The 17,253-nt window shown below is 67.6% G+C and carries 15 protein-coding genes and 1 pseudogene; 9 read left to right on the plus strand and 7 right to left on the minus strand.

Features of this window, described 5'->3' with window-relative positions; translation table 11 throughout:
* The first annotated feature begins 98 nt into the window (after nt 1-98).
* Both AB0I04_RS53220 and AB0I04_RS53225 read left to right on the plus strand, forming a co-directional pair.
* Nucleotides 99-1,319 carry a Gfo/Idh/MocA family oxidoreductase gene (locus AB0I04_RS53220; RefSeq protein WP_360904064.1) on the plus strand — a complete coding sequence of 407 codons (1,221 nt, stop codon included), beginning with the start codon at nt 99-101 and terminating at the stop codon, nt 1,317-1,319.
* Entirely contained in the window at nt 1,316-2,299 is a 984-nt protein-coding gene (locus AB0I04_RS53225) for an aldo/keto reductase (RefSeq protein WP_360904067.1), read from the plus strand. The genes AB0I04_RS53220 and AB0I04_RS53225 overlap by 4 nt, the downstream gene beginning before the upstream one ends.
* Before the next feature lie 387 nt (nt 2,300-2,686).
* Here the strand turns inward: AB0I04_RS53225 and AB0I04_RS53230 are convergent, their stop codons facing one another.
* From AB0I04_RS53230 to AB0I04_RS53260, 7 genes are all read right to left on the minus strand, one after another.
* Nucleotides 2,687-5,275 carry a hypothetical protein gene (locus AB0I04_RS53230; protein ID WP_360904070.1) on the minus strand — a complete coding sequence of 863 codons (2,589 nt, stop codon included), beginning with the start codon at nt 5,273-5,275 and terminating at the stop codon, nt 2,687-2,689.
* Nucleotides 5,276-5,761: 486 nt separating this feature from the next.
* Nucleotides 5,762-6,718, minus strand: coding sequence for an aldose 1-epimerase (locus AB0I04_RS53235; RefSeq protein WP_360904073.1), 957 nt, complete (start codon nt 6,716-6,718; stop codon nt 5,762-5,764).
* Nucleotides 6,715-7,581, minus strand: coding sequence for an SMP-30/gluconolactonase/LRE family protein (locus AB0I04_RS53240; RefSeq protein WP_360904076.1), 867 nt, complete (start codon nt 7,579-7,581; stop codon nt 6,715-6,717). Before AB0I04_RS53240 ends, AB0I04_RS53235 begins: the two co-directional genes overlap by 4 nt.
* Before the next feature lie 55 nt (nt 7,582-7,636).
* Nucleotides 7,637-8,419, minus strand: a complete 783-nt coding sequence (locus tag AB0I04_RS53245) for an SDR family oxidoreductase (protein ID WP_360904079.1) — start codon at nt 8,417-8,419, stop codon at nt 7,637-7,639.
* A 67-nt stretch (nt 8,420-8,486) separates the two neighbouring features.
* Nucleotides 8,487-9,467, minus strand: coding sequence for a substrate-binding domain-containing protein (locus tag AB0I04_RS53250; protein ID WP_360904082.1), 981 nt, complete (start codon nt 9,465-9,467; stop codon nt 8,487-8,489).
* A 65-nt stretch (nt 9,468-9,532) separates the two neighbouring features.
* Complete coding sequence (locus AB0I04_RS53255; protein ID WP_360904085.1) at nt 9,533-10,582, minus strand: ABC transporter permease; 1,050 nt, start codon at nt 10,580-10,582, stop codon at nt 9,533-9,535.
* Nucleotides 10,579-11,412: an ATP-binding cassette domain-containing protein gene (locus AB0I04_RS53260; protein ID WP_360904088.1), complete on the minus strand. Its 834-nt coding sequence runs from the start codon at nt 11,410-11,412 to the stop codon at nt 10,579-10,581. The genes AB0I04_RS53255 and AB0I04_RS53260 overlap by 4 nt, the downstream gene beginning before the upstream one ends.
* 70 nt (nt 11,413-11,482) lie before the next feature.
* On the opposite strand from AB0I04_RS53260, the gene AB0I04_RS53265 reads away from it, so the two are divergent.
* The 7 genes and pseudogenes from AB0I04_RS53265 to AB0I04_RS53295 all read left to right on the plus strand — a co-directional run.
* A complete protein-coding gene (locus AB0I04_RS53265) occupies nt 11,483-12,202 on the plus strand; it encodes a GntR family transcriptional regulator (RefSeq protein WP_360904091.1) in 720 nt (239 codons plus the stop codon).
* Nucleotides 12,203-12,210: 8 nt separating this feature from the next.
* Nucleotides 12,211-13,275: an aminoglycoside phosphotransferase family protein gene (locus tag AB0I04_RS53270; RefSeq protein WP_360904094.1), complete on the plus strand. Its 1,065-nt coding sequence runs from the start codon at nt 12,211-12,213 to the stop codon at nt 13,273-13,275.
* Entirely contained in the window at nt 13,272-14,555 is a 1,284-nt protein-coding gene (gene eno / locus AB0I04_RS53275) for a phosphopyruvate hydratase (protein ID WP_360904096.1), read from the plus strand. The genes AB0I04_RS53270 and eno overlap by 4 nt, the downstream gene beginning before the upstream one ends.
* Nucleotides 14,552-15,286: a glucose 1-dehydrogenase gene (locus AB0I04_RS53280; RefSeq protein WP_360904098.1), complete on the plus strand. Its 735-nt coding sequence runs from the start codon at nt 14,552-14,554 to the stop codon at nt 15,284-15,286. The genes eno and AB0I04_RS53280 overlap by 4 nt, the downstream gene beginning before the upstream one ends.
* 57 nt (nt 15,287-15,343) lie before the next feature.
* The gene (locus tag AB0I04_RS53285; protein ID WP_360904100.1) at nt 15,344-15,508 is read left to right on the plus strand and encodes a hypothetical protein; all 165 of its coding nucleotides are present in this window, start codon (nt 15,344-15,346) and stop codon (nt 15,506-15,508) included.
* Complete coding sequence (locus AB0I04_RS53290) at nt 15,505-16,545, plus strand: mannonate dehydratase (RefSeq protein ID WP_360904102.1); 1,041 nt, start codon at nt 15,505-15,507, stop codon at nt 16,543-16,545. The genes AB0I04_RS53285 and AB0I04_RS53290 overlap by 4 nt, the downstream gene beginning before the upstream one ends.
* Before the next feature lie 45 nt (nt 16,546-16,590).
* Nucleotides 16,591-17,253 (plus strand): annotated as a pseudogene (locus AB0I04_RS53295) (IS5 family transposase); the annotation flags it as partial.

Raw genomic sequence — 17,253 nt, forward strand, 5'->3', positions numbered from 1 at the left:
CGATGTCCAGGACACATGAGTGCTCACTTGCCGGCGGCTACCAACCAACCCAGGAGTCTGCCGGATGGCAGGCTCCCAGAACTGATTAGGACACTGGTATGGACGATCTCAAGCTCGGTGTGATCGGACTGGGGGTACGCAGTACCCTCGCCGACCTCGCGCATCGGCCCGGAGCCGGATCACGACTGGTCGCCTGCTGCGACCGGGATCCCCAGATGCTGGAGAAGGCCCGGCAGCGCTTTGGACCCGACGTGACGACCACGACCGACCATCGCGAACTCCTGCACGCCGATCTCGACGGCGTGTTCGTGCTGACCCCGGACCACACGCACGAGCCGATCGGTGTGGAGTTCCTCCAGGCGGGCATCCCGGTGTTCCTGGAGAAGCCGCTCGCCATCACCACCGCCGGCTGCGACCGGCTGCTGGCGGTCGCGCGAACGTCGGGAACGCCGTTGTACGTCGGGCACAACATGCGGCACATGCCGGTCGTCGTCGCCATGCGCAAACTGATCGAAGAGGGTGCCATCGGTTCGGTCAAGGCGATCTGGTGCCGGCACTTCGTCGGACACGGGGGAGACTTCTACTTCAGGGACTGGCACGCCGACCGGCGGAACACCACCGGTCTGCTGCTGCAGAAGGGCGCTCACGACATCGACGTCATCCACTGGCTCGGCGGGGGCTACTCCCGGCGGGTGAACGGCATGGGAGGCCTGGTCGTGTACGGCGACATCACCTCCCGGCGCGATCGGGCAGGGGAGCGCATGACGGACTGGCTCGACCCCGAGCACAACTGGCCCCCCTCGAGCCTGCGGGACCTGAACCCGGTCGTCGACGTCGAGGACCTCAGCATGATGCAGATGCGGCTGGACAACGGAGTGTTCGCGAGCTATCAGCAGTGCCACTTCACCCCGGACTACTGGCGCAACTACACCGTCATCGGAACCGAGGGGCGCCTGGAGAACTTCGGCGACGCCGAAGGGGCGACCATCAAGGTCTGGAACCGCCGTTCGGACTACCGCGCGGACGCCGACCTCGAACTTCCCATCCCGAAGCAGGAGGGCTGGCACGGAGGCGCCGACCCCCGCCTGGTGGAGGAGTTCCTGCACTTCATCCGTACGGGCGCGGCCACCGTCACATCTCCTGTCGCGGCGCGTGAGGCGGTCGCCGCCGGATACGCCGCCACCATGTCCCTCCGGGACGGCGGCCGGGCCGTGGACGTACCTCCTCCGGCCACCGAGGTCGCCACCTACTTCGCGAACGGCCAGACCGAAGACGCCTCCGCTGGGTCACTTGTCCGAGAGGCCGAGAGGAGACGGTGAACGGACAGCGCCTCGGCACGAGCGCCGCCCGCGTCACCCGGATCGGATTCGGCGCCGCCGCGATCGGCGGACTCTACGCGTCCGTCGACGCCGCGGATGCCGAGGCCGCCATCCAGGCGGCGTGGGACGGCGGTGTCCGCTACTTCGACACCGCACCGCACTACGGCGTCGGCCTATCCGAGGAGCGACTCGGTGCGTTCCTGCGCGAACGGCCCCACACCGACTTCACGGTCTCCACGAAGGTAGGGCGCCTGCTCGTACCAGCGGAGGTGCCGCCGCCCGACGGCGTCGATGGTTTCCACGGCACTCCCGCCCGTACGCGGGTTCGCGACTACAGCCGCGACGGAGTCCGCCGCTCCCTGGACGACAGTCTCGAACGCCTCGGACTGGACCGGATCGACATCGCGCTCATCCATGACCCGGACGACCATGTCGAGCAGGCGATCGACGAGGCTTATCCCGCGCTGCGCGAACTCCGGGACCAGGGAACGGTCGGCGCCATCGGCGTCGGTATGAACGAGACGGCGGCGCTCGCCAGGTTCGTCCGTGAGACGGATCTGGACTGCGTCCTGGTGGCCGGGCGCTACACGATGCTCGACCACTCGGCCGCCGAGGACCTGCTGCCGCTGTGTGCCGAGCGCGGCGTCGGCGTGATCGCGGGCGGCGCGTTCAACAGCGGACTGCTCGCCGCCCCCCGCCCCGGTATGCGATACGACTACGCGGTCGCCCCGCCTTCCGTTCTGGCCCGCGCCCTGCGGATGAAGGAGATCTGCGAGCGGCACGGAACACCATTGCGCGCCGCCGCACTCCAGTTCACTGCGGCGCACCAGGCCATCACCACGGTCCTGCTGGGCGCCCGCTCTGCGGCCGAGGTCAGCGACGGGCTGCGGATGGCCGGCTTTCCGGTCCCCGCGAAGCTCTGGTCCGACCTCCGGTCGGACGGGCTGCTCGGAGGCGAGTTTCCGGTAGCGGGAGCTTGACCCGCGGAGAACGGATCAGGCCGTTGGCCTGGGTCGGGGCGCGGCCACAAGAAACCGGCCACAAGAAACCGGCGTCGAGAAGTCGGCCTCAAGCCGGCACGGGGCTGGGCGGCCGAGCACGCTTGATGTGCGGAAGCTGAGCATTCGAGCCGTCCGCACGCCACCCGCGTGGACGTGATCCGCGGGTCGCGTGTGCATGGCCGGTGTGATCGTAGCCGTCGGCGACGCGCTTAACCCTGGTCTCCTCGCCGTTTCGGCGAGGAGACCAGGGAGACTGCGTGACGTCCAGCCCGAATTGCGGATAAGTGTGCTTATGGGCGGGAGACGCCATCGCTGCCCGTGCGTATCTTGGCGATTTCGCTTACACCTGAATCGGCCGGCCGCCGTTTAAGCGTGGTGTGTCCGGGCGGTGACTTGTTCGGGGGCGCCGGTGGTGAGGAACCGGATCTGGGATGTCGAGCCTGTCGTACCGGTCGCGCTGTAGCCGACTGACTGGGCGCCGGACGTGAAGGAGGCGGACCCTTGCGCGGTCACGGTGCCGAGCAGGTGCCAGGTGTGGTCGTACAGTTTGGCCGTCGCGGTGCCGTCGTCCACCAGGTAGCCGTCGGCGGGCACGGTGGTGTCGAAGGTCGCCGTGTTGCCTCCGATGGTGACCGAGGGGTTGGTCACGGCGCCGCCGGAGGCGTGCAACTGGAACTGCAGGGGTTGTGCGGTGTGGGTGTTGGTGTACTGCCAGGTGCTCGTGGTGCCGTTGTTCGGCGCGCTGAGCGGCTTCGCGGGGTACTCGATGTCGTAGAGCTTCCAGGTTTTGCCGGGGACGACGTTCTCGAGGTGCCAGTAGGTGTTCGGGTCTCGCATCTCGGTCATCTGCCGGTCGCTGAAGGCGTGTGAGTTCCGGGCCGTTTCCCACTGCTTCCAGGCGTTCAGCACCTGAGCGGTGTCGCCGCTGCTGTCGAGGGCGTGAACGCTGGCCTGGAGGCCGGCGCCGGCGTTCCAGCTCGCCATCTTTGACAGCTGCCATTCCTGGTCAAGGGTTGAGTCGCTGGGGCTGTAGGAGACCCAGCCCATCATGTCGGGCAGGTAGTTGCGCCGGTAGTAGGCCTGGTGGTCGTAGCGAACGGAAAGCGGGGTACAGCAGGTCTCGCCCCAGCTCACCCGGCCTTGCGCGTCCCATGTGCCGGGGACGACGTTGCTCGCTTCGGAGATGAAATCATCGGTGGAGTTGAGCTTGCGGTACATCCCGTTGATCATCTTGTTCGTCGCATATGTGCCGTATCCGGCCTGCGACGCGGACTCCATGCCATCGAAGGACATCGCCTTGATACCCGTGGTGTTGAAGATTTGCGCGAGACGGCTCGACAGTCTGTCGATCATGGTCACGCCGCCGATGAATCCGCCGTATTCGTTCCCCTGAAGGCGGGTCAATGTAGCACCCGCCGGATAGGCGGCCGCACTCGTTCCGAACATTCCCCGCGAAATCAGGCTTGCCTGCCATTCCGTTGAGGAGCCGGGGACCGGTGTCACGGACTTGAAGTTGAGGATCTCATTCCCGATGCGCATGAGATTGAACAGGCCGCCTTTGAAGATGGAGTCTCCATCGACGTAGACCGTCTTCGAAGCGGCATCCAGCGGCCTGGTGAGCTTGACCGAGCCCTGTATGGCCAGACCCGGGTCGGGGACAGGCGCGACGTAGGGGTCGTTGGTATCGATGAAGTCGGACAGGGTGTGAACCCCTACCTTGACCCCGTTCCGGGCCGCGGTACTCGTCAATCCGGTCGCGCCGGCGTCCGATCCGCCGAACGCCGAGTCGAATTGGTAGTGGCCGGCCGACGTCCAGGGACCGTCCGCCGACGGCAGTGAGTAGATGTACTTGATTCCGGCCTGCTTCGCGTACCGGCTTGCCGCCGTGACCGTGTTCGTGCTGATGTCGGACAAGACGAGGAAGGACTGGGAGGCCCCCTGCGAGGTCTTCTCCCACTCACCGTTGATTTTCGGGTGCGGCAGGCTCTCGCCGGTCTCGACGCGCGACAGGGTGTTCAGGACGTTGTCCGGCTCGGTCCCGAACAGGGCGATCTTCGATCCCTTTATCAGCGCGTCGGGGCCGCTCATCGGTGGAACCGGCACGCGCGGCTCGTTGATGTCCGGCCAGCCGACCATCCGGTACCGCGTCTTCGTGGAGTCGTAGGTGTATGCCTGCAGGATGCTGCCCCAGTTGGTCTCAGACGCGCTGAACCATCCGAACGGCCAGTTCGAACCTCCCACTTTGGGGGGCCCGTCGGGGTAGCTCAGATTGTCGAACTCATCCGGCCACCCGCCGATCGTCTTGTCGTTGAGCCCGTGGATTCCGATCGCGAAGTCACTGTCGCGGACCACGCCGACACTCTCCCCGACGGTCTGGGTGATGGTCGTGGTGATCGGTCCCCACATGAGCGTCTGCACGTCCACGCCGGCCGGGGCTTTGAGACTCGCCACCTCGAACGTCGAGTAGCCGGCCTTCGGCACGACCTGGACACTGACCCGGATGTGCTTCGAGCCGAACTCGAAGGTGAACGTCGACGAAGCCGTGTCGTACGACAATGACGTGGGCAACTGTTGTGCCCCATCGGCAACGAGCTTGATCAGCGACGCCGGATGATCCGCGCTGGCGTACTCGCGACGGTGTGCCATGTCCCGCAGACTTGTGATCCTGCCCGAGGCGTTCAGCGTGATGCGCAAGGAACCCGCGCGGACGGTGAAGGCGTGTGCAGCAGATGCCAGCGCCGCCGGAGCAGGGCCGCCTACCGTGGTGATGAGCGCCAGGGTCGACGATAGGACGGCCATCATCGGTTTTATTCGCATGGGGATCTCCTTTACTAGCGGTGGCATCATCTGCCGCGGAGCCGAACGTGACCGAGGACATTGAGATCGACGCCGCTGCGCGGGATCGCGACCTGGGCGGCGATGAGGAATGAGAAGAATCACCAGCTCAACGGGCATGTTCGATCCAAAGGTCGCCTGAGACAGGGTGGCGACGGATGAGCCCCTGACCTGGTGACGGGATCAGACTTGGCGGAGTGCGTGACTCGGGGCTGTGAGTGGTTGATGTGACCGAGAATATGTTTCAGATCTATCTCTTGTCGAGATCAAAGTGAAGCACATCTATACGCCCGGCGCCATAGGTGACGTGCATCCACCTTCGGCGGGTCGTCTCCGCAGGGGCCTGGACGGGGTGCGAGCGCCACCTGTGATGAGCGTCCACCAGCCGGACGACAACGGCGGGCTCGCCGGTGTCCACGAGACCCTTCCGGGCAACGGGCATGGCCCGCACCCCGATCGCCGACGGGGCGCGCGCCCCCACGAGGTCGCGTTCGGTGGGGACGACGGGATGCAGATAGATATGATCTACTGGCTGGCTATGTAAGAAAGATCAGAATTATTCTGGCATCTGGGCGATGCGATGAGTCCACCGCCGGCGATGCCGGTTCACAGTTCGGTGCGAGTGACCGTGAGCTCGGTGTTCCAGCTCGCTCCTGGTGCGAGCACGGGAGCAGATCCACGGTCAGGTCGCGCGGGTGAAGGGTCTCCGGGCAGGACGTTGGCCGGCTCCACGGCGATGACGTAGGCGCGCCGGAACCATGGGAAGCCGCTGGTGGCGTTGCATTCCTGCCAGAACCAGGCGTACGGCATCGCCGTGGCATCCCAGTCGACTCGAATGCCGAATCCGGCGCTGGGGCTGTTGATGGCGAACCAACCCGAGTCGAAGTCGGTCAGTGCCGCGAAGAGTGCGCGTCCGCTTCCCGGACCGGGCAGTTCACCAAGGTGAAGAGGGGATCCGTCGGAACCGACCGTGGCCGGGAAGGGGGCGGCGATATCCGGGGGCAGGACGTTTCCCGGCGTGTCGGCGTCGGTGAGGATGCCGCGGGCACCGGAAGTGAGCGTGCTGCGCTCGTTGATGAACGGTGCGCCGAACGCGGGGTGTTGCACCCACATGACCGGGACCGGGTCGGGGGAGGTGTTGCGGACCGTGTCGGAGACGTGCAGTGATGCGCCCTCCAGTCGGAGCGAACGCGTGAGATGAAGCGGTGCCGTGACGAGCTGAACGCTGAGCGACGTCCTGCTCTGGTCGGCGGACTCGACGTCCCATCCGACGACGGCGGCCTCACCGTGATAGCCGCGCAGAACTCCGTCGACGACACGTGGTGCTCCAGCGTTCGGGACGAGTTGCTGCCAGCCGCCCGGGTACCGGGCCAGCCAGTCGAGTCGGCTGTCGCCGGTGGAGGGGAGACGGGCCGGGTCGCGACGGCCCCAGGGCGAGCGAAACAGCACGTCGACACCGCTTGCGACGTCGACGAACGAGACGATGTCGGCACCCTTGCCGGGCAGCACTTCGACCGTGAGAAGGTCGCTGCGCAGTACGAGTGAAGGCGTGGCTGCCATCATCCACCGAACCTCGTCGCCGGCAGGCCGCGGGCGCCGAGGCCGCGCACCGCCAGCACCGATCCCGCAGGGTCTTCCTCTTCGAGGTCGAGGCCCTCTCTCGCTGTGGTCACGTAGAGCACGTCCAGGTCCGGGCCGCCGAAGGTGCAGGACGACGGCTGCCGCGCAGGCACCGGGAGCTCCATCAACGTACGCCCTTCCGGGGAGATGCGGAGGAGCCGGTCACCGCCCCACATCGCGATCCACAGGCATCCGTCCGTGTCGATCGTCATCCCGTCGGGCATACCGGACGACTCGTTGAAGCGTGTGAGCAGGCGGCGGTTGGCCAGAGTCGACCGGCCGGGGGTGACGTCGAAGGCGTTCAGTTCACCGGCGATGGTGTCGACGAGGTAGAAGGTGCGCTGATCCGGGCTCCAGCCGAGCCCGTTGGGCAGCGTGAGACCGTCGAGCACGTGCAGGCTGGACCAGTCCGGCGACAGCACGTGCAGCGCGCCCTGTCCGGGGGCGAAGTCCATGTCGGTGCTGCCCGCCCAGAGCCGACCGGACGCGTCGCACTTGGCATCGTTCATCCGATGACCGGCGGGCAGGAACGCCGATCGTGTGGTCGAGGTGCCGCCGGGGTCGACGTCGGCGAACCCCTCTTTCGTCGCGGCGACGAAGCCCCCGCTGGTCTTGGGGACGGCGGCGCCGACCAGCGTCGGCAGGGTGACGGGCTCCAGTCGGCTCCCGGTCCGGGTGTCGCCGGTATGGATGCGTCCGGCCAGGATGTCGACCCAGTGCAGCAGACCGGTCCGGCGATCCCAGAAGGGGCCTTCGCCGACACGAGCGGAGCACGGGAACGCGACGCTGATGTCGATGTCCATCATGACGATCCAGGGAGCGGTTGGAGGGGATGGCTCGTGTGCGGCATCGTCGGCGCGTTCATTGCGGAAGCACCACCGAGACCTGCGCGAGGAGCCCGCCGTCGACGGGCAGCGCGACTCCGGTGATGAAACCGGCCCGGTCACTGGCGAGGAAGGCGATGGCCTCGGCGACCTCTTCCGGGCGTGCCACCCGACCCAGAGGGTGGCCGCGTCCCCAGGATGCGATGAGCGCCGCGACGGCCTCCTCGCCGCCGTCGCAGAAGCCCCGTGCCGCCGACCGCAGCATGGGAGTGTCCACCGAGCCAGGGCAGACGGTGTTGGCCCTGACCCCGAACCGAGCCTCGTCGATGGCGATCGATCGGGCCAGGGCGTTGAGCGCGCCCTTGCTCGTCGTGTACGCGGCGACCGAGGTCTGGGTGACGAAGGCCTGAACCGAGGACACGAACACGATCGACCCGGCACCGGCCGACCGTAGCGCGGGCAGGGCGTACTTGGCCGCCAGGAACGCGCCCTTGAGGTTGACGTCCAGGACCTCGTCCCACTCGGTGCCGCTCACCTCTCCGGCCGTGCCGTACCGCTGGATACCCGCGGACGAGACCAGGACGTCGAGTCTTCCGTGATTCGCCACCACCCGGTCGACGAGTGCGGCCACCGCCGCCTCGTCGGTCACATCGACCTCGACCTGCTCGACGCCTTCCGGCGAAGGCGGAGTCGATCCGTCGCCTCCAAGTCCGGCGGCGACGACGCGCGCCCCGCGCTGTGCCAGAAGTTCGGACGCCGCCCGGCCGATTCCACTGAGCCCGCCAGTGATCAGGGCCACCTTGCCGTTGAATTCGGGCACGCTTACCCTCCCGCGAAAGGCTCACCTGCCCGGGACGGCTCTGTCCCGGGCACGTGGGCGAGTGGCTCTACTTGTACAACGCCGTCTGTGACTGCGGATCGTTCAGGTTCTGTTTCGTTAGTACCAGTGGCGTGAGCGGCTGGTCCTTCGCGATGCTCTTGTCCCCGTTGAGGTACTTCACCGCGTTCGCCACCGCCAACTGCCCGATCTGGTACGGATTCTGCGAGACCAGCGCGGTCAGTGAGCCCGCCTGCAGATCGGTGACCTCCTGCGGCCCGGCGTCGTAGCCGAGCACCGCGATCTTGCCCTTCTTGCCGGCCGTCTGTACGGCGTTGGCCGCGCCCTCGGCGGTGATGACGTTGGAGGCGAAGATCGCCACAAGCTTCGGGTGCGATGAAAGGGTCGCGGAGACGAGGCCGGCGGCCTGGGTCGCCGAGTCGTTCCCGGCGTACAGCTCGGGCAGCACGGCGTACTTCGATTGCCCGTTGAACGCCTGCTTGAAGCCGGTGTCACGGTCGTCGATCGAGCTGATGCCCGGTTTGATGTGCACGAACACGACCTCACCGCCCTGCGGTGCCTGCTTCATCAGTTCCTGAGCGCCGAGTTCGCCCCCCTTGACCGAGCTGGCGGCGATCGCCGTGAAGATCTTGCTGGTGTGGACGTTGTTCCCGGTCGTCATCACCGGGATGCCCTGGGCGACGGCCGCCTCGATCGGCGCGGCCAGCGCGGTGGCGTCGGTCGGATCGATGACGATCGCATCAGGCTTGCGCTGCACGACCGCCTGCAGCACGGGGATCTGCTCCGACGCCTGGAAGTCGGCAGGCCCCTGGACGATCGGGGTCGCGCCCGCGGCCTTCGCGGCCGCCTGGAACCCGGCCGTCTCCGTGGAGTAGTACGGGTCGCACGTGCACCCGGGGATGAAGGCGATCGTGTGGTGCTCGCCGGAACTCTTCGAGCCGCCGGGCTTCGGTGACGAGCAGCCTGAGATGGCCAGTACGGCTGCGGCGGCCGTCGCGGTCAGCACGGCTCCCGTGTTCTTCCGTGACATAGGGGACTCCATACGATTGAGCTGTAGCGGGATCGGGGCGGTGCGGAGATCGGGACGACGGGTCGTCAGGACGCCCGCATCCGCTGACTGCGCTTGATGTTGTCCACGGCGACCGCGATGATGAGGATCGCTCCGATGGCGACGGTCTGCCAGAACGGCTGGACGTTGATGATGACCAGGCCGTTGTTGAGCACTGCGGGGATCAGGACGCCGACGGCGGCGCCGAAGATCGTCCCCCGGCCGCCGAACAGGCTGGCACCACCGATGATCACGGCGGCGATCGCGACGAGATTGTCGGCGCTGTGGCCGCTGACCTCGGTCGTCGTGTACCTGGCCACGTCGAGCATGGCGGCGAGACCCGCCAGCGCGCCCATGATGACGAACAGGATGACGACGTGTCGTGAGACCTTGATGCCGCTGCGCCGCGCTGCTTCGGCGTTCGAACCGATGGCGTACGTGTAGCGGCCGAACCGGGTCTTGGCGAGGACCAGGCCGGCGACGACGGCGACCACGGCGGCGATCCAGATCGGCAGCGGGAGGCCGAGAAGGCGCCTGACACCGATCGTTGTGATCATTTTTGGCGGTATGCCCGTCACGTCGGTGCCCTTGGTGATCACCTGTGCGAGGCCGAGCGCCATCCCGAGCGTGCCGAGCGTGATGATGAACGACGGGATCTTCACCCGGGTGACGAGCAGCCCGTTGAGGAGGCCCCATGCCGCCCCGATGGAGATGCTGACGGCGAAGCCGATGACGATGCCGAGTGTGGCGTTCGGAAAGGATCTGGCTGCGGGCCCGCTCACGGCGAGGATGGTTTTGGCGCCGACCACCTCGCTGAACACCAGCACCGAGCCGATCGACAGGTCCAGCTGCCCTCCGATGATCAGGTAGGCGGTCCCCACGGCGAGCAGCGTCGTCGTCGACGCGTTGAACAGGATGTTGCGGAAGTTACCGACGTCGAAGAAGGTGCCGCCCGCCTTGACGGAGAAGAATGCGATCAGCGCGACCAGGGCAAGGAAGACCCAGTTGCCTGTCACGGCGGTCGCGACCCGGCCGGCGCGACCCCTCGTCTCACCGTCCGTGGCGGCCGTCGGCGGCGCGGTCAGGGCATCGGTCATCGGTGCTCTCCCGTCGTCGCGCTCGCGTCCGTCACCGAAGCGCCGGTGATGGCCGCGACGATGTCGTCATGGGTCGCCTCCGTCGGCGAGAGGGTCGCGGCCGTGGCTCCGAGCCGTAGCACCACGATCCGGTCGGCCACGTCGAAGACGAACGGCACACTGTGGCTGATCACGATCACGGCGATCCCTCGATCGCGGGTGCGCTTGATCAGCTGCGCGACCTGCTCGGTCTGCACGAGGCCCAGCGCCGCCGTCGGCTCATCCATGATGATCAGTTCGCGGGCCCAGATACCGGCGCGGGCGATCGCCACGCTCTGCCGTTGCCCGCCCGAGAACATGCGTACGGGCGCACGGTGGTCGGGCACCCGCGCGCCGAGCGAGTCGAGGTGCTCCTTCGCCTCACGCTGCATCCGCTTGACGTCGAGGACTCCGAGCCGTCCCAGCAGGCCTCGTTTGTGATGCTCGCGGCCCAGGAAGAGGTTGGCCGACGCGGACAGGTCGTCTGCGAGCGCCAGGTCCTGGTAGACGGTCTCGATGCCCGCCGCTCGCGCGTCGGACGGAGCGGTGAAGTGGACCCGCCGGCCGCGAACCCGCAAGTCCCCGCGGTCCGGCGCGAAGACGCCGGAGAGGATCTTGACCAGCGTCGACTTGCCGGCGCCGTTGTCGCCCATCAACGCGAGCACCTCACCTGGGGCTACGTCGAGCGAGACGTCGCTCAGCGCGGTGACGTGGCCGAACTGCTTGGAGATGTTCGTCGCGGAGAGCACCGGGGTGCGCTCGTCGCTCTGGCGAGCCGGCTGATGCGCCGTTTCCGGCAGGTTACTCGGCACGCTCGCCTCCTTTCTGTACGTTGTCCGGCATACTTGCATACAAGTTCTTTTGCATGCAAGAATCCGAGTCATGAAGTCCAACGGCTCACCTGCGGATACCTCCTCGCCGCTCACCCCGATAGCGCGGCCGCGCACGCGTACGCGGACCTCTGACCGGGTCCACGACGAGCTGGCCGCCGCGATCCGCGATCTGCGGCTACCCCCCGGCGCGTCCATGTCCGAGAACGAGCTGGCCGAGCGGCTGAAGGTCAGCCGCACCCCTCTGCGTGAGGCGATCGCGAGGCTGGCCGATGACGGTCTCGTGACGGTCGTCCCCCAGGTCGGGACACGAGTCGCGCTGATCCGCCTGCACGACGTCGAGGAGGCGCGGTTCGTACGGGAGAGCCTGGAGCTGGCGGCGTTCGAGAGCGCGTGCGAAAGATCCGAACGCGATGTAACGGTTCTGCGAGAGCTGCTGGAGGAACAGGAGCGCAGTCATCGGCGGAACGACCTCGACGCGTTCTTCGCCGCGGACGAGGCTCTGCACGCGCAGATCTTCGCGCTGGCCGGTTACCCGGGCGCCTGGCAGGCGGTCCAGCGGATGAAGCTTCAGCTCGATCGCTTGCGCAGGCTCAGCCTGCCCGAGGCTGCGACCGTACGGGGACTGATCGACGAGCATCGGGCGATCGTCGACGCCTTCGAGGCCGGTGACATCACGACCGGTCGTGAGCTCATCAGCCGACACGCCCGGCGAGCCCTCGAAAAGGCTCCGGGATTGCGGGCCAAGCACCCCGGCTACTTCACCGAATGAGCCGGTCGATGAAGCAGGCACCGGGCAAGGCGGCCGCAGCCGACTCGATCATCGACTACCTGCGTTCGCATGGGCAGCTGCCCGAACCACGAGTTACGGCTCTCACCGGGGGTGTCTCCGGTGACACCGTTCTCGTCGACGCCGCTCCCCTCCGCATCGTGGTGAAGCGGGCCCTGAACCGCCTGCTGGTGGCAGGGGAATGGACGGCCAAGCCCGAGCGGGCGATGACCGAGGCTCGGGCGATCGAACTGCTGCACTCGATCACCCCTGAGTGCACACCCGAGCTCCGCCATGCCGATCCGCTCGCCAACACTCTCGTCATGACCGCGGCGCCCGCCGACTGGGTGCCATGGAAGAGCGTGCTGCTCGGCGAGGCGCCGGACCCGGCGCTCGGCGGCTCCACGAGTACGACGAACACCTCAGGAACGGCGAAGACCGCCGGCGGAACCTCCGGCACGCTGAATACCGCGAGCACCTTGGGCGCAGTGCTCGGCACCTGGCATTCGCGGACCCGGCACGATCGCCGGATCGCCGCCCGTTTCAACGACTACGAGGCATTCGAACAGCTGCGCATCGCCCCTTTTCACCGGTCCGTCGCCGTCGCCCACCCCGCCGTCGCGGGTCGCGTCGACGAGTGCGTGCGGGAGCTCCTGGCCCGCCGCGACTGCCTCGTCCACGGCGATTTCTCACCGAAGAACGTGCTGATCGGGCCAGGCGGGCTCATGGTGCTCGATTTCGAAGTCGCCCACGTCGGGGCCGCGGTCTTCGATCTGGCGTTCATGCAGTGCCACCTGGTCCTGAAAGCACTGCACCTGCCACGGCGCGCGGCGGAAATGGCCGACGCCGCCCAGCGGTTCCTCCGCTCGTACGAGCGGGCGTGTCCCGAGCCGGTGCGGAGGCTCGGGCTGCACACGGCCTGCCTGCTCCTCGCCCGCGTCGATGGCCTCTCCCCGGCGGAATACCTGCTCCCCCCGGCCCGGCAGACCGTCCGTCACCTGGCGCTCAGCCTGCTCGCCGCCGACGACCCTTCGGCCACCGAGATGTGGGATCGCGTCCTGAGGGCGGCACGATGATCACCGCAGTCGACGCCTGGGAAGCCCTGGATTCTCGCGGCAGGCCGACGGTCGCCGCCCGCGTCGTGCTCACCGGCGGTCACCAGGGGACGGCGCTCGTCCCCTCGGGCGCCTCAGCCGGCTCGCACGAGGCAGTCGAACTACGTGACGGTGGCAGCCGCTTTTCCGGCCGTGGGGTCCGCAGTGCTGTCGCGAACGTCTCCTCGACACTCGCGCGATGCGTCATCGGGCTCGACCCCGCCGACGTCGACGCCGCTCTGAGAGAGGCCGACCCCTCTCCGTCCTTCTCGATCGTGGGCGCCAACGCCGTCCTGGCCGTATCCTTGGCCGCCGCACGCGCCGACGCCCACGCCCGCGGAACCTCACTCGCCCGCCTGTTCGCGGGGCAGCAGGCCCCGCTGCTGCTCCCGATGCCGATGGTCAACATCCTGTCCGGCGGCGCACACGCCGGGCGGATGCTCGACATCCAAGATTTCCTGGTCATTCCCGTCGGCGCCCGCACCTTCTCACAGGCACTGGAGTGGTCCGTGGCGGTCCGCGACAGCGCAACGGAGCTTGCCCTGGCCCGTGGCCATGACCAGGCGGTCCTCGTCGCAGACGAGGGAGGTCTGGGTCTGCCGCTCAGTTCCAACCGGGCCGCGCTGGAACTGCTGACCGACGCGATAGAGCGGGCCTGCCTCAGCCCGGGCTCGGACGTCGCGATAGCGATCGACGTCGCGGCTTCCCAGTTCTTCGCCGACGGCCGGTACCGCCTGGCACGCGACGGCCGTGAGCTCACCGCCGGTGGGCTCACAGAGGAGGTCGCGGACTGGTGCGAGCGATTCCCGGTCGTGTCGGTCGAAGACCTCCTCGCCGAGGACGACTGGGAAGGCTGGCAGGAGGCCACCGCGGTGCTGGGCGATCGCGTCGAACTCGTCGGTGATGACCTGTTCGTAACCCGGCCCGACCGGCTGCACCGCGGCATCGACGCCGGCATCGCCAACTCTGTCCTGATCAAGGCCAATCAGAACGGTCTGCTCAGCGGCGCGCGAGAGGTCCTGGAGCTCGCCCGATCGGCGGGTTACCGCACGGTCGTGTCGGCTCGTTCGGGGGAGACGGAGGACGACTGGCCGGCCGATCTGGCCGTCGGCTGGCGAGCCGGACAGATCAAGGTCGGCTCGACACAACGATCCGAGCGCACGTCCAAATGGAACCGCCTGCTGGAGCTGGAAGCGACCGAGGAAACAACGTTCGCGGGACCATGGCCGAGCGGCCGTCCCGGAAAGGAGCCACGGCAGTGAGCAGGTTCGACGGGCAGACGGTGCTGGTGACCGGGGCGGCCTCCGGAATCGGGTACGAGATGGCCCGGCGGTTCCGGGATGAAGGCGCCGCCGTCTACGCGGCGGACCTGCACCCTGACGGCGTGCCGGACGAGACCGTCGGGCTGCGGGTGGACGTCGCCGATTCCGACTCCGTCGCAGCGGCCGTGGCACGTGCGGTCCGGGACACGGGAGTCCTGGACGTGCTCTGCAACAACGCGGGAGCCGCCTCCACCACCGACGTGTTGGAGTGCAGCGTCGAGGAGTGGGATCGGGTCTTCGCGGTGAACGCCCGCGGGGTGTTCCTCGGCACCAAGCACGCCCTGCCCATCATGCTGGCCCAGGAGCGCGGCGTGATCGTCAACACCGCGTCGGCCGCCGGGCTGGTCGGGCTAAAGGACCGTGCCGCCTACTGCGCCAGCAAGGGCGCGGTCATCGCCCTCACCCGGCAGGTGGCCGTGCAGTACGCCGGCACCGGAGTCCGCTGCAACTGCGTATGCCCGGGCACTGTCGACTCGCCATGGGTGGGTCGGCTCCTGGCCGCGGCGCCTGATCCCGATCGCGCACGGGCGGGTCTGGTCGCCCGGCAGCCGATGGGCAGGCTCGGTGATCCCGGCGAGATCGCCGCCGCCGCGCTGTACCTGGCCTCGGCCGATGCGGCTTTCATCACCGGCACGGAACTGGTCGTCGACGGCGGCCTCGTCGCCGGTTGACCTCCCGTACGCCCGAACCCCATGGGACACATCTCCTCTCCGACGAGGAAGGACAGAATGAGATACATGCGTGTCGGCCCACCCGGCGCGGAGATCCCCGTCGTGCTGACCGGCGACGGACGCCACCTGGACCTACGCGGACTCACGACGGACATCGACGGAGACTTCCTCGGCGAGATCGACCGGCCTTTCCGGCAGCGTCAGAAGGTGACCCGCGCATGACCATCCGGCTTTCTCTCGGCCACGTTGACGAATACGACCACAGAGTCGCGACTTTCGCGCATCAGCTGGGACTCACCGGCGTCCAGTTGCACACCCCGAACCTGCTGCCAGGCGAGGATGGCCATTGGAGTCTGTCCGAACTGCGCGCGCTGCGCGAACGCTGCGACGCCGACGGCCTGGCCATCGACGGGCTGGAGAACGTGCCACTCGCCCATTTCTGGAAGATCCAACGCGGCGCGGCCGGACGCGACGAGCAGATCGAGAACTACTGCAGAACGATTCGCAATATCGCCGCGGTCGGCATCGACCTTCTCGGATACAACTTCCTGGCCACCTTCGTCTGGCGCACCTCCATGGCCGTATCTGGGCGAGGAGGGGCGAAGGTGACAGCCTTCGACCTCGCCGACATCGGCGCAGGCAACGCGTTGTCGGGCTACCGGTTGACCCCGGACGAGTCTCTCACCGAGCCTCTCACCGCCGAGCAGATGTGGGCCAACCACCAGTACTTCCTGGACGCGGTGCTTCCGGTCGCCGAAGAGGTCGGGGTCCGGCTTGCGTTGCACCCCGACGACCCACCGGTCGAGGAGCCGCTTGGCGGGGCCGCCCGCATATTCACTTCACCTGCCGCGTTGATCGCCGCGCGCGAGCAAGCGCGTTCGAGCCCCGCGTGGGGCCTCAACCTCTGCCTCGGCACGGTATCGGAGATGGGCGGCGAGCAGAGCGTCAACGAGGTGATCGACACGCTCGGTGCCGCAGGCGCGATCTGCTACGTCCACTTCCGCGACGTGCGAGGAACCGTTCCCCGCTTCACCGAGTGCTTCCTCGGTGAAGGGAACTTCGACCCGGCACGAGTGATCCGGCGCCTCCATGACATCGGCTTCGACGGCTTCCTCATCGACGACCACGTACCGGCGATGATCGGGGACCCGGACACCTGGTACGACACCTCGCCGGAGGCCTACTGCAGCAGAGGAAGGGCACACGCGATCGGATATCTCCAAGGCGTCCTCAACGGCCTCGGACTAGGTTCTGTCTGACAAAAAGCGGGCGGCATCCAGCGGGTTCGGGTTGGATGATCGTTCGTGGTGCGTCGTGGTGAGCTGACCGAGGCTGCCTGGGCTGAAATCGAGCCGTTGCTGCCCGCTGGTGATGGTCGTGGCCGACGGTGGCGAGATCACCGGCAGGTGATCAACGGAATCTTGTGGCGGTTGCGGACCGGCTCACCGTGGCGGGACATCCCTGAACGGTACGGGCCCTGGCAGACCTGTTACGAGCGCTACAAACGCTGGGATGAAGACGGGACCTGGGCCCGGCTGCTGGAACACATGCAGCTCAAGGACGACTCGCTCGGGATGTTGGACCTGGATGTGGTGGCCATCGACTCCTCGATCGCCCGCGCTCACCACCATGCGGCCGGAGCGCGGAAAAAAGGGGAGCCATCCAGGGACGATCGGGCACGATGACTATCAAAGCGGGCAGGCGGCCCAGCACCTGGGCCGCTCCCGCGGCGGGTTCACCACCAAAGTCCACCTGGTCGTCGACGGGCGAGGCCTGCCGCTGGTGCTCCAGGTGACCGCAGGCAACATCAACGACTCCACGATGTTCGAGCAGGTCATCGAAGGAATCCGGATCGCCCGGCCCGCAGTTGGACGTCCGCGGACCAGGCCCGGCCGGGTGCTGGCCGACAAGGGATACTCGGCCAAACGCATCCGCGACTACCTGCGCCGCCGCCGGATCGGTTGCGT

The sequence above is a fragment of the Actinoallomurus sp. NPDC050550 genome, from assembly GCF_040655075.1.
Classification (GTDB): Bacteria; Actinomycetota; Actinomycetes; order Streptosporangiales; family Streptosporangiaceae; genus Actinoallomurus.

What these genes read in the sequence shown, in the direction of transcription:
- AB0I04_RS53270 (WP_360904094.1), top strand. Translation starts at nt 12,211, where the DNA reads ATGAAGCAGGCACCGGGCAAGGCGGCCGCAGCCGACTCGATCATCGAC.
- AB0I04_RS53255 (WP_360904085.1), bottom strand. Translation starts at nt 10,582, where the DNA reads ATGACCGATGCCCTGACCGCGCCGCCGACGGCCGCCACGGACGGTGAG.
- AB0I04_RS53250 (WP_360904082.1), bottom strand. Translation starts at nt 9,467, where the DNA reads ATGTCACGGAAGAACACGGGAGCCGTGCTGACCGCGACGGCCGCCGCA.
- AB0I04_RS53290 (WP_360904102.1), top strand. Translation starts at nt 15,505, where the DNA reads ATGACCATCCGGCTTTCTCTCGGCCACGTTGACGAATACGACCACAGA.
- eno (WP_360904096.1), top strand. Translation starts at nt 13,272, where the DNA reads ATGATCACCGCAGTCGACGCCTGGGAAGCCCTGGATTCTCGCGGCAGG.
- AB0I04_RS53265 (WP_360904091.1), top strand. Translation starts at nt 11,483, where the DNA reads ATGAAGTCCAACGGCTCACCTGCGGATACCTCCTCGCCGCTCACCCCG.
- AB0I04_RS53235 (WP_360904073.1), bottom strand. Translation starts at nt 6,718, where the DNA reads ATGATGGCAGCCACGCCTTCACTCGTACTGCGCAGCGACCTTCTCACG.
- AB0I04_RS53230 (WP_360904070.1), bottom strand. Translation starts at nt 5,275, where the DNA reads ATGCCCGTTGAGCTGGTGATTCTTCTCATTCCTCATCGCCGCCCAGGT.
- AB0I04_RS53220 (WP_360904064.1), top strand. Translation starts at nt 99, where the DNA reads ATGGACGATCTCAAGCTCGGTGTGATCGGACTGGGGGTACGCAGTACC.
- AB0I04_RS53240 (WP_360904076.1), bottom strand. Translation starts at nt 7,581, where the DNA reads ATGATGGACATCGACATCAGCGTCGCGTTCCCGTGCTCCGCTCGTGTC.
- AB0I04_RS53285 (WP_360904100.1), top strand. Translation starts at nt 15,344, where the DNA reads ATGAGATACATGCGTGTCGGCCCACCCGGCGCGGAGATCCCCGTCGTG.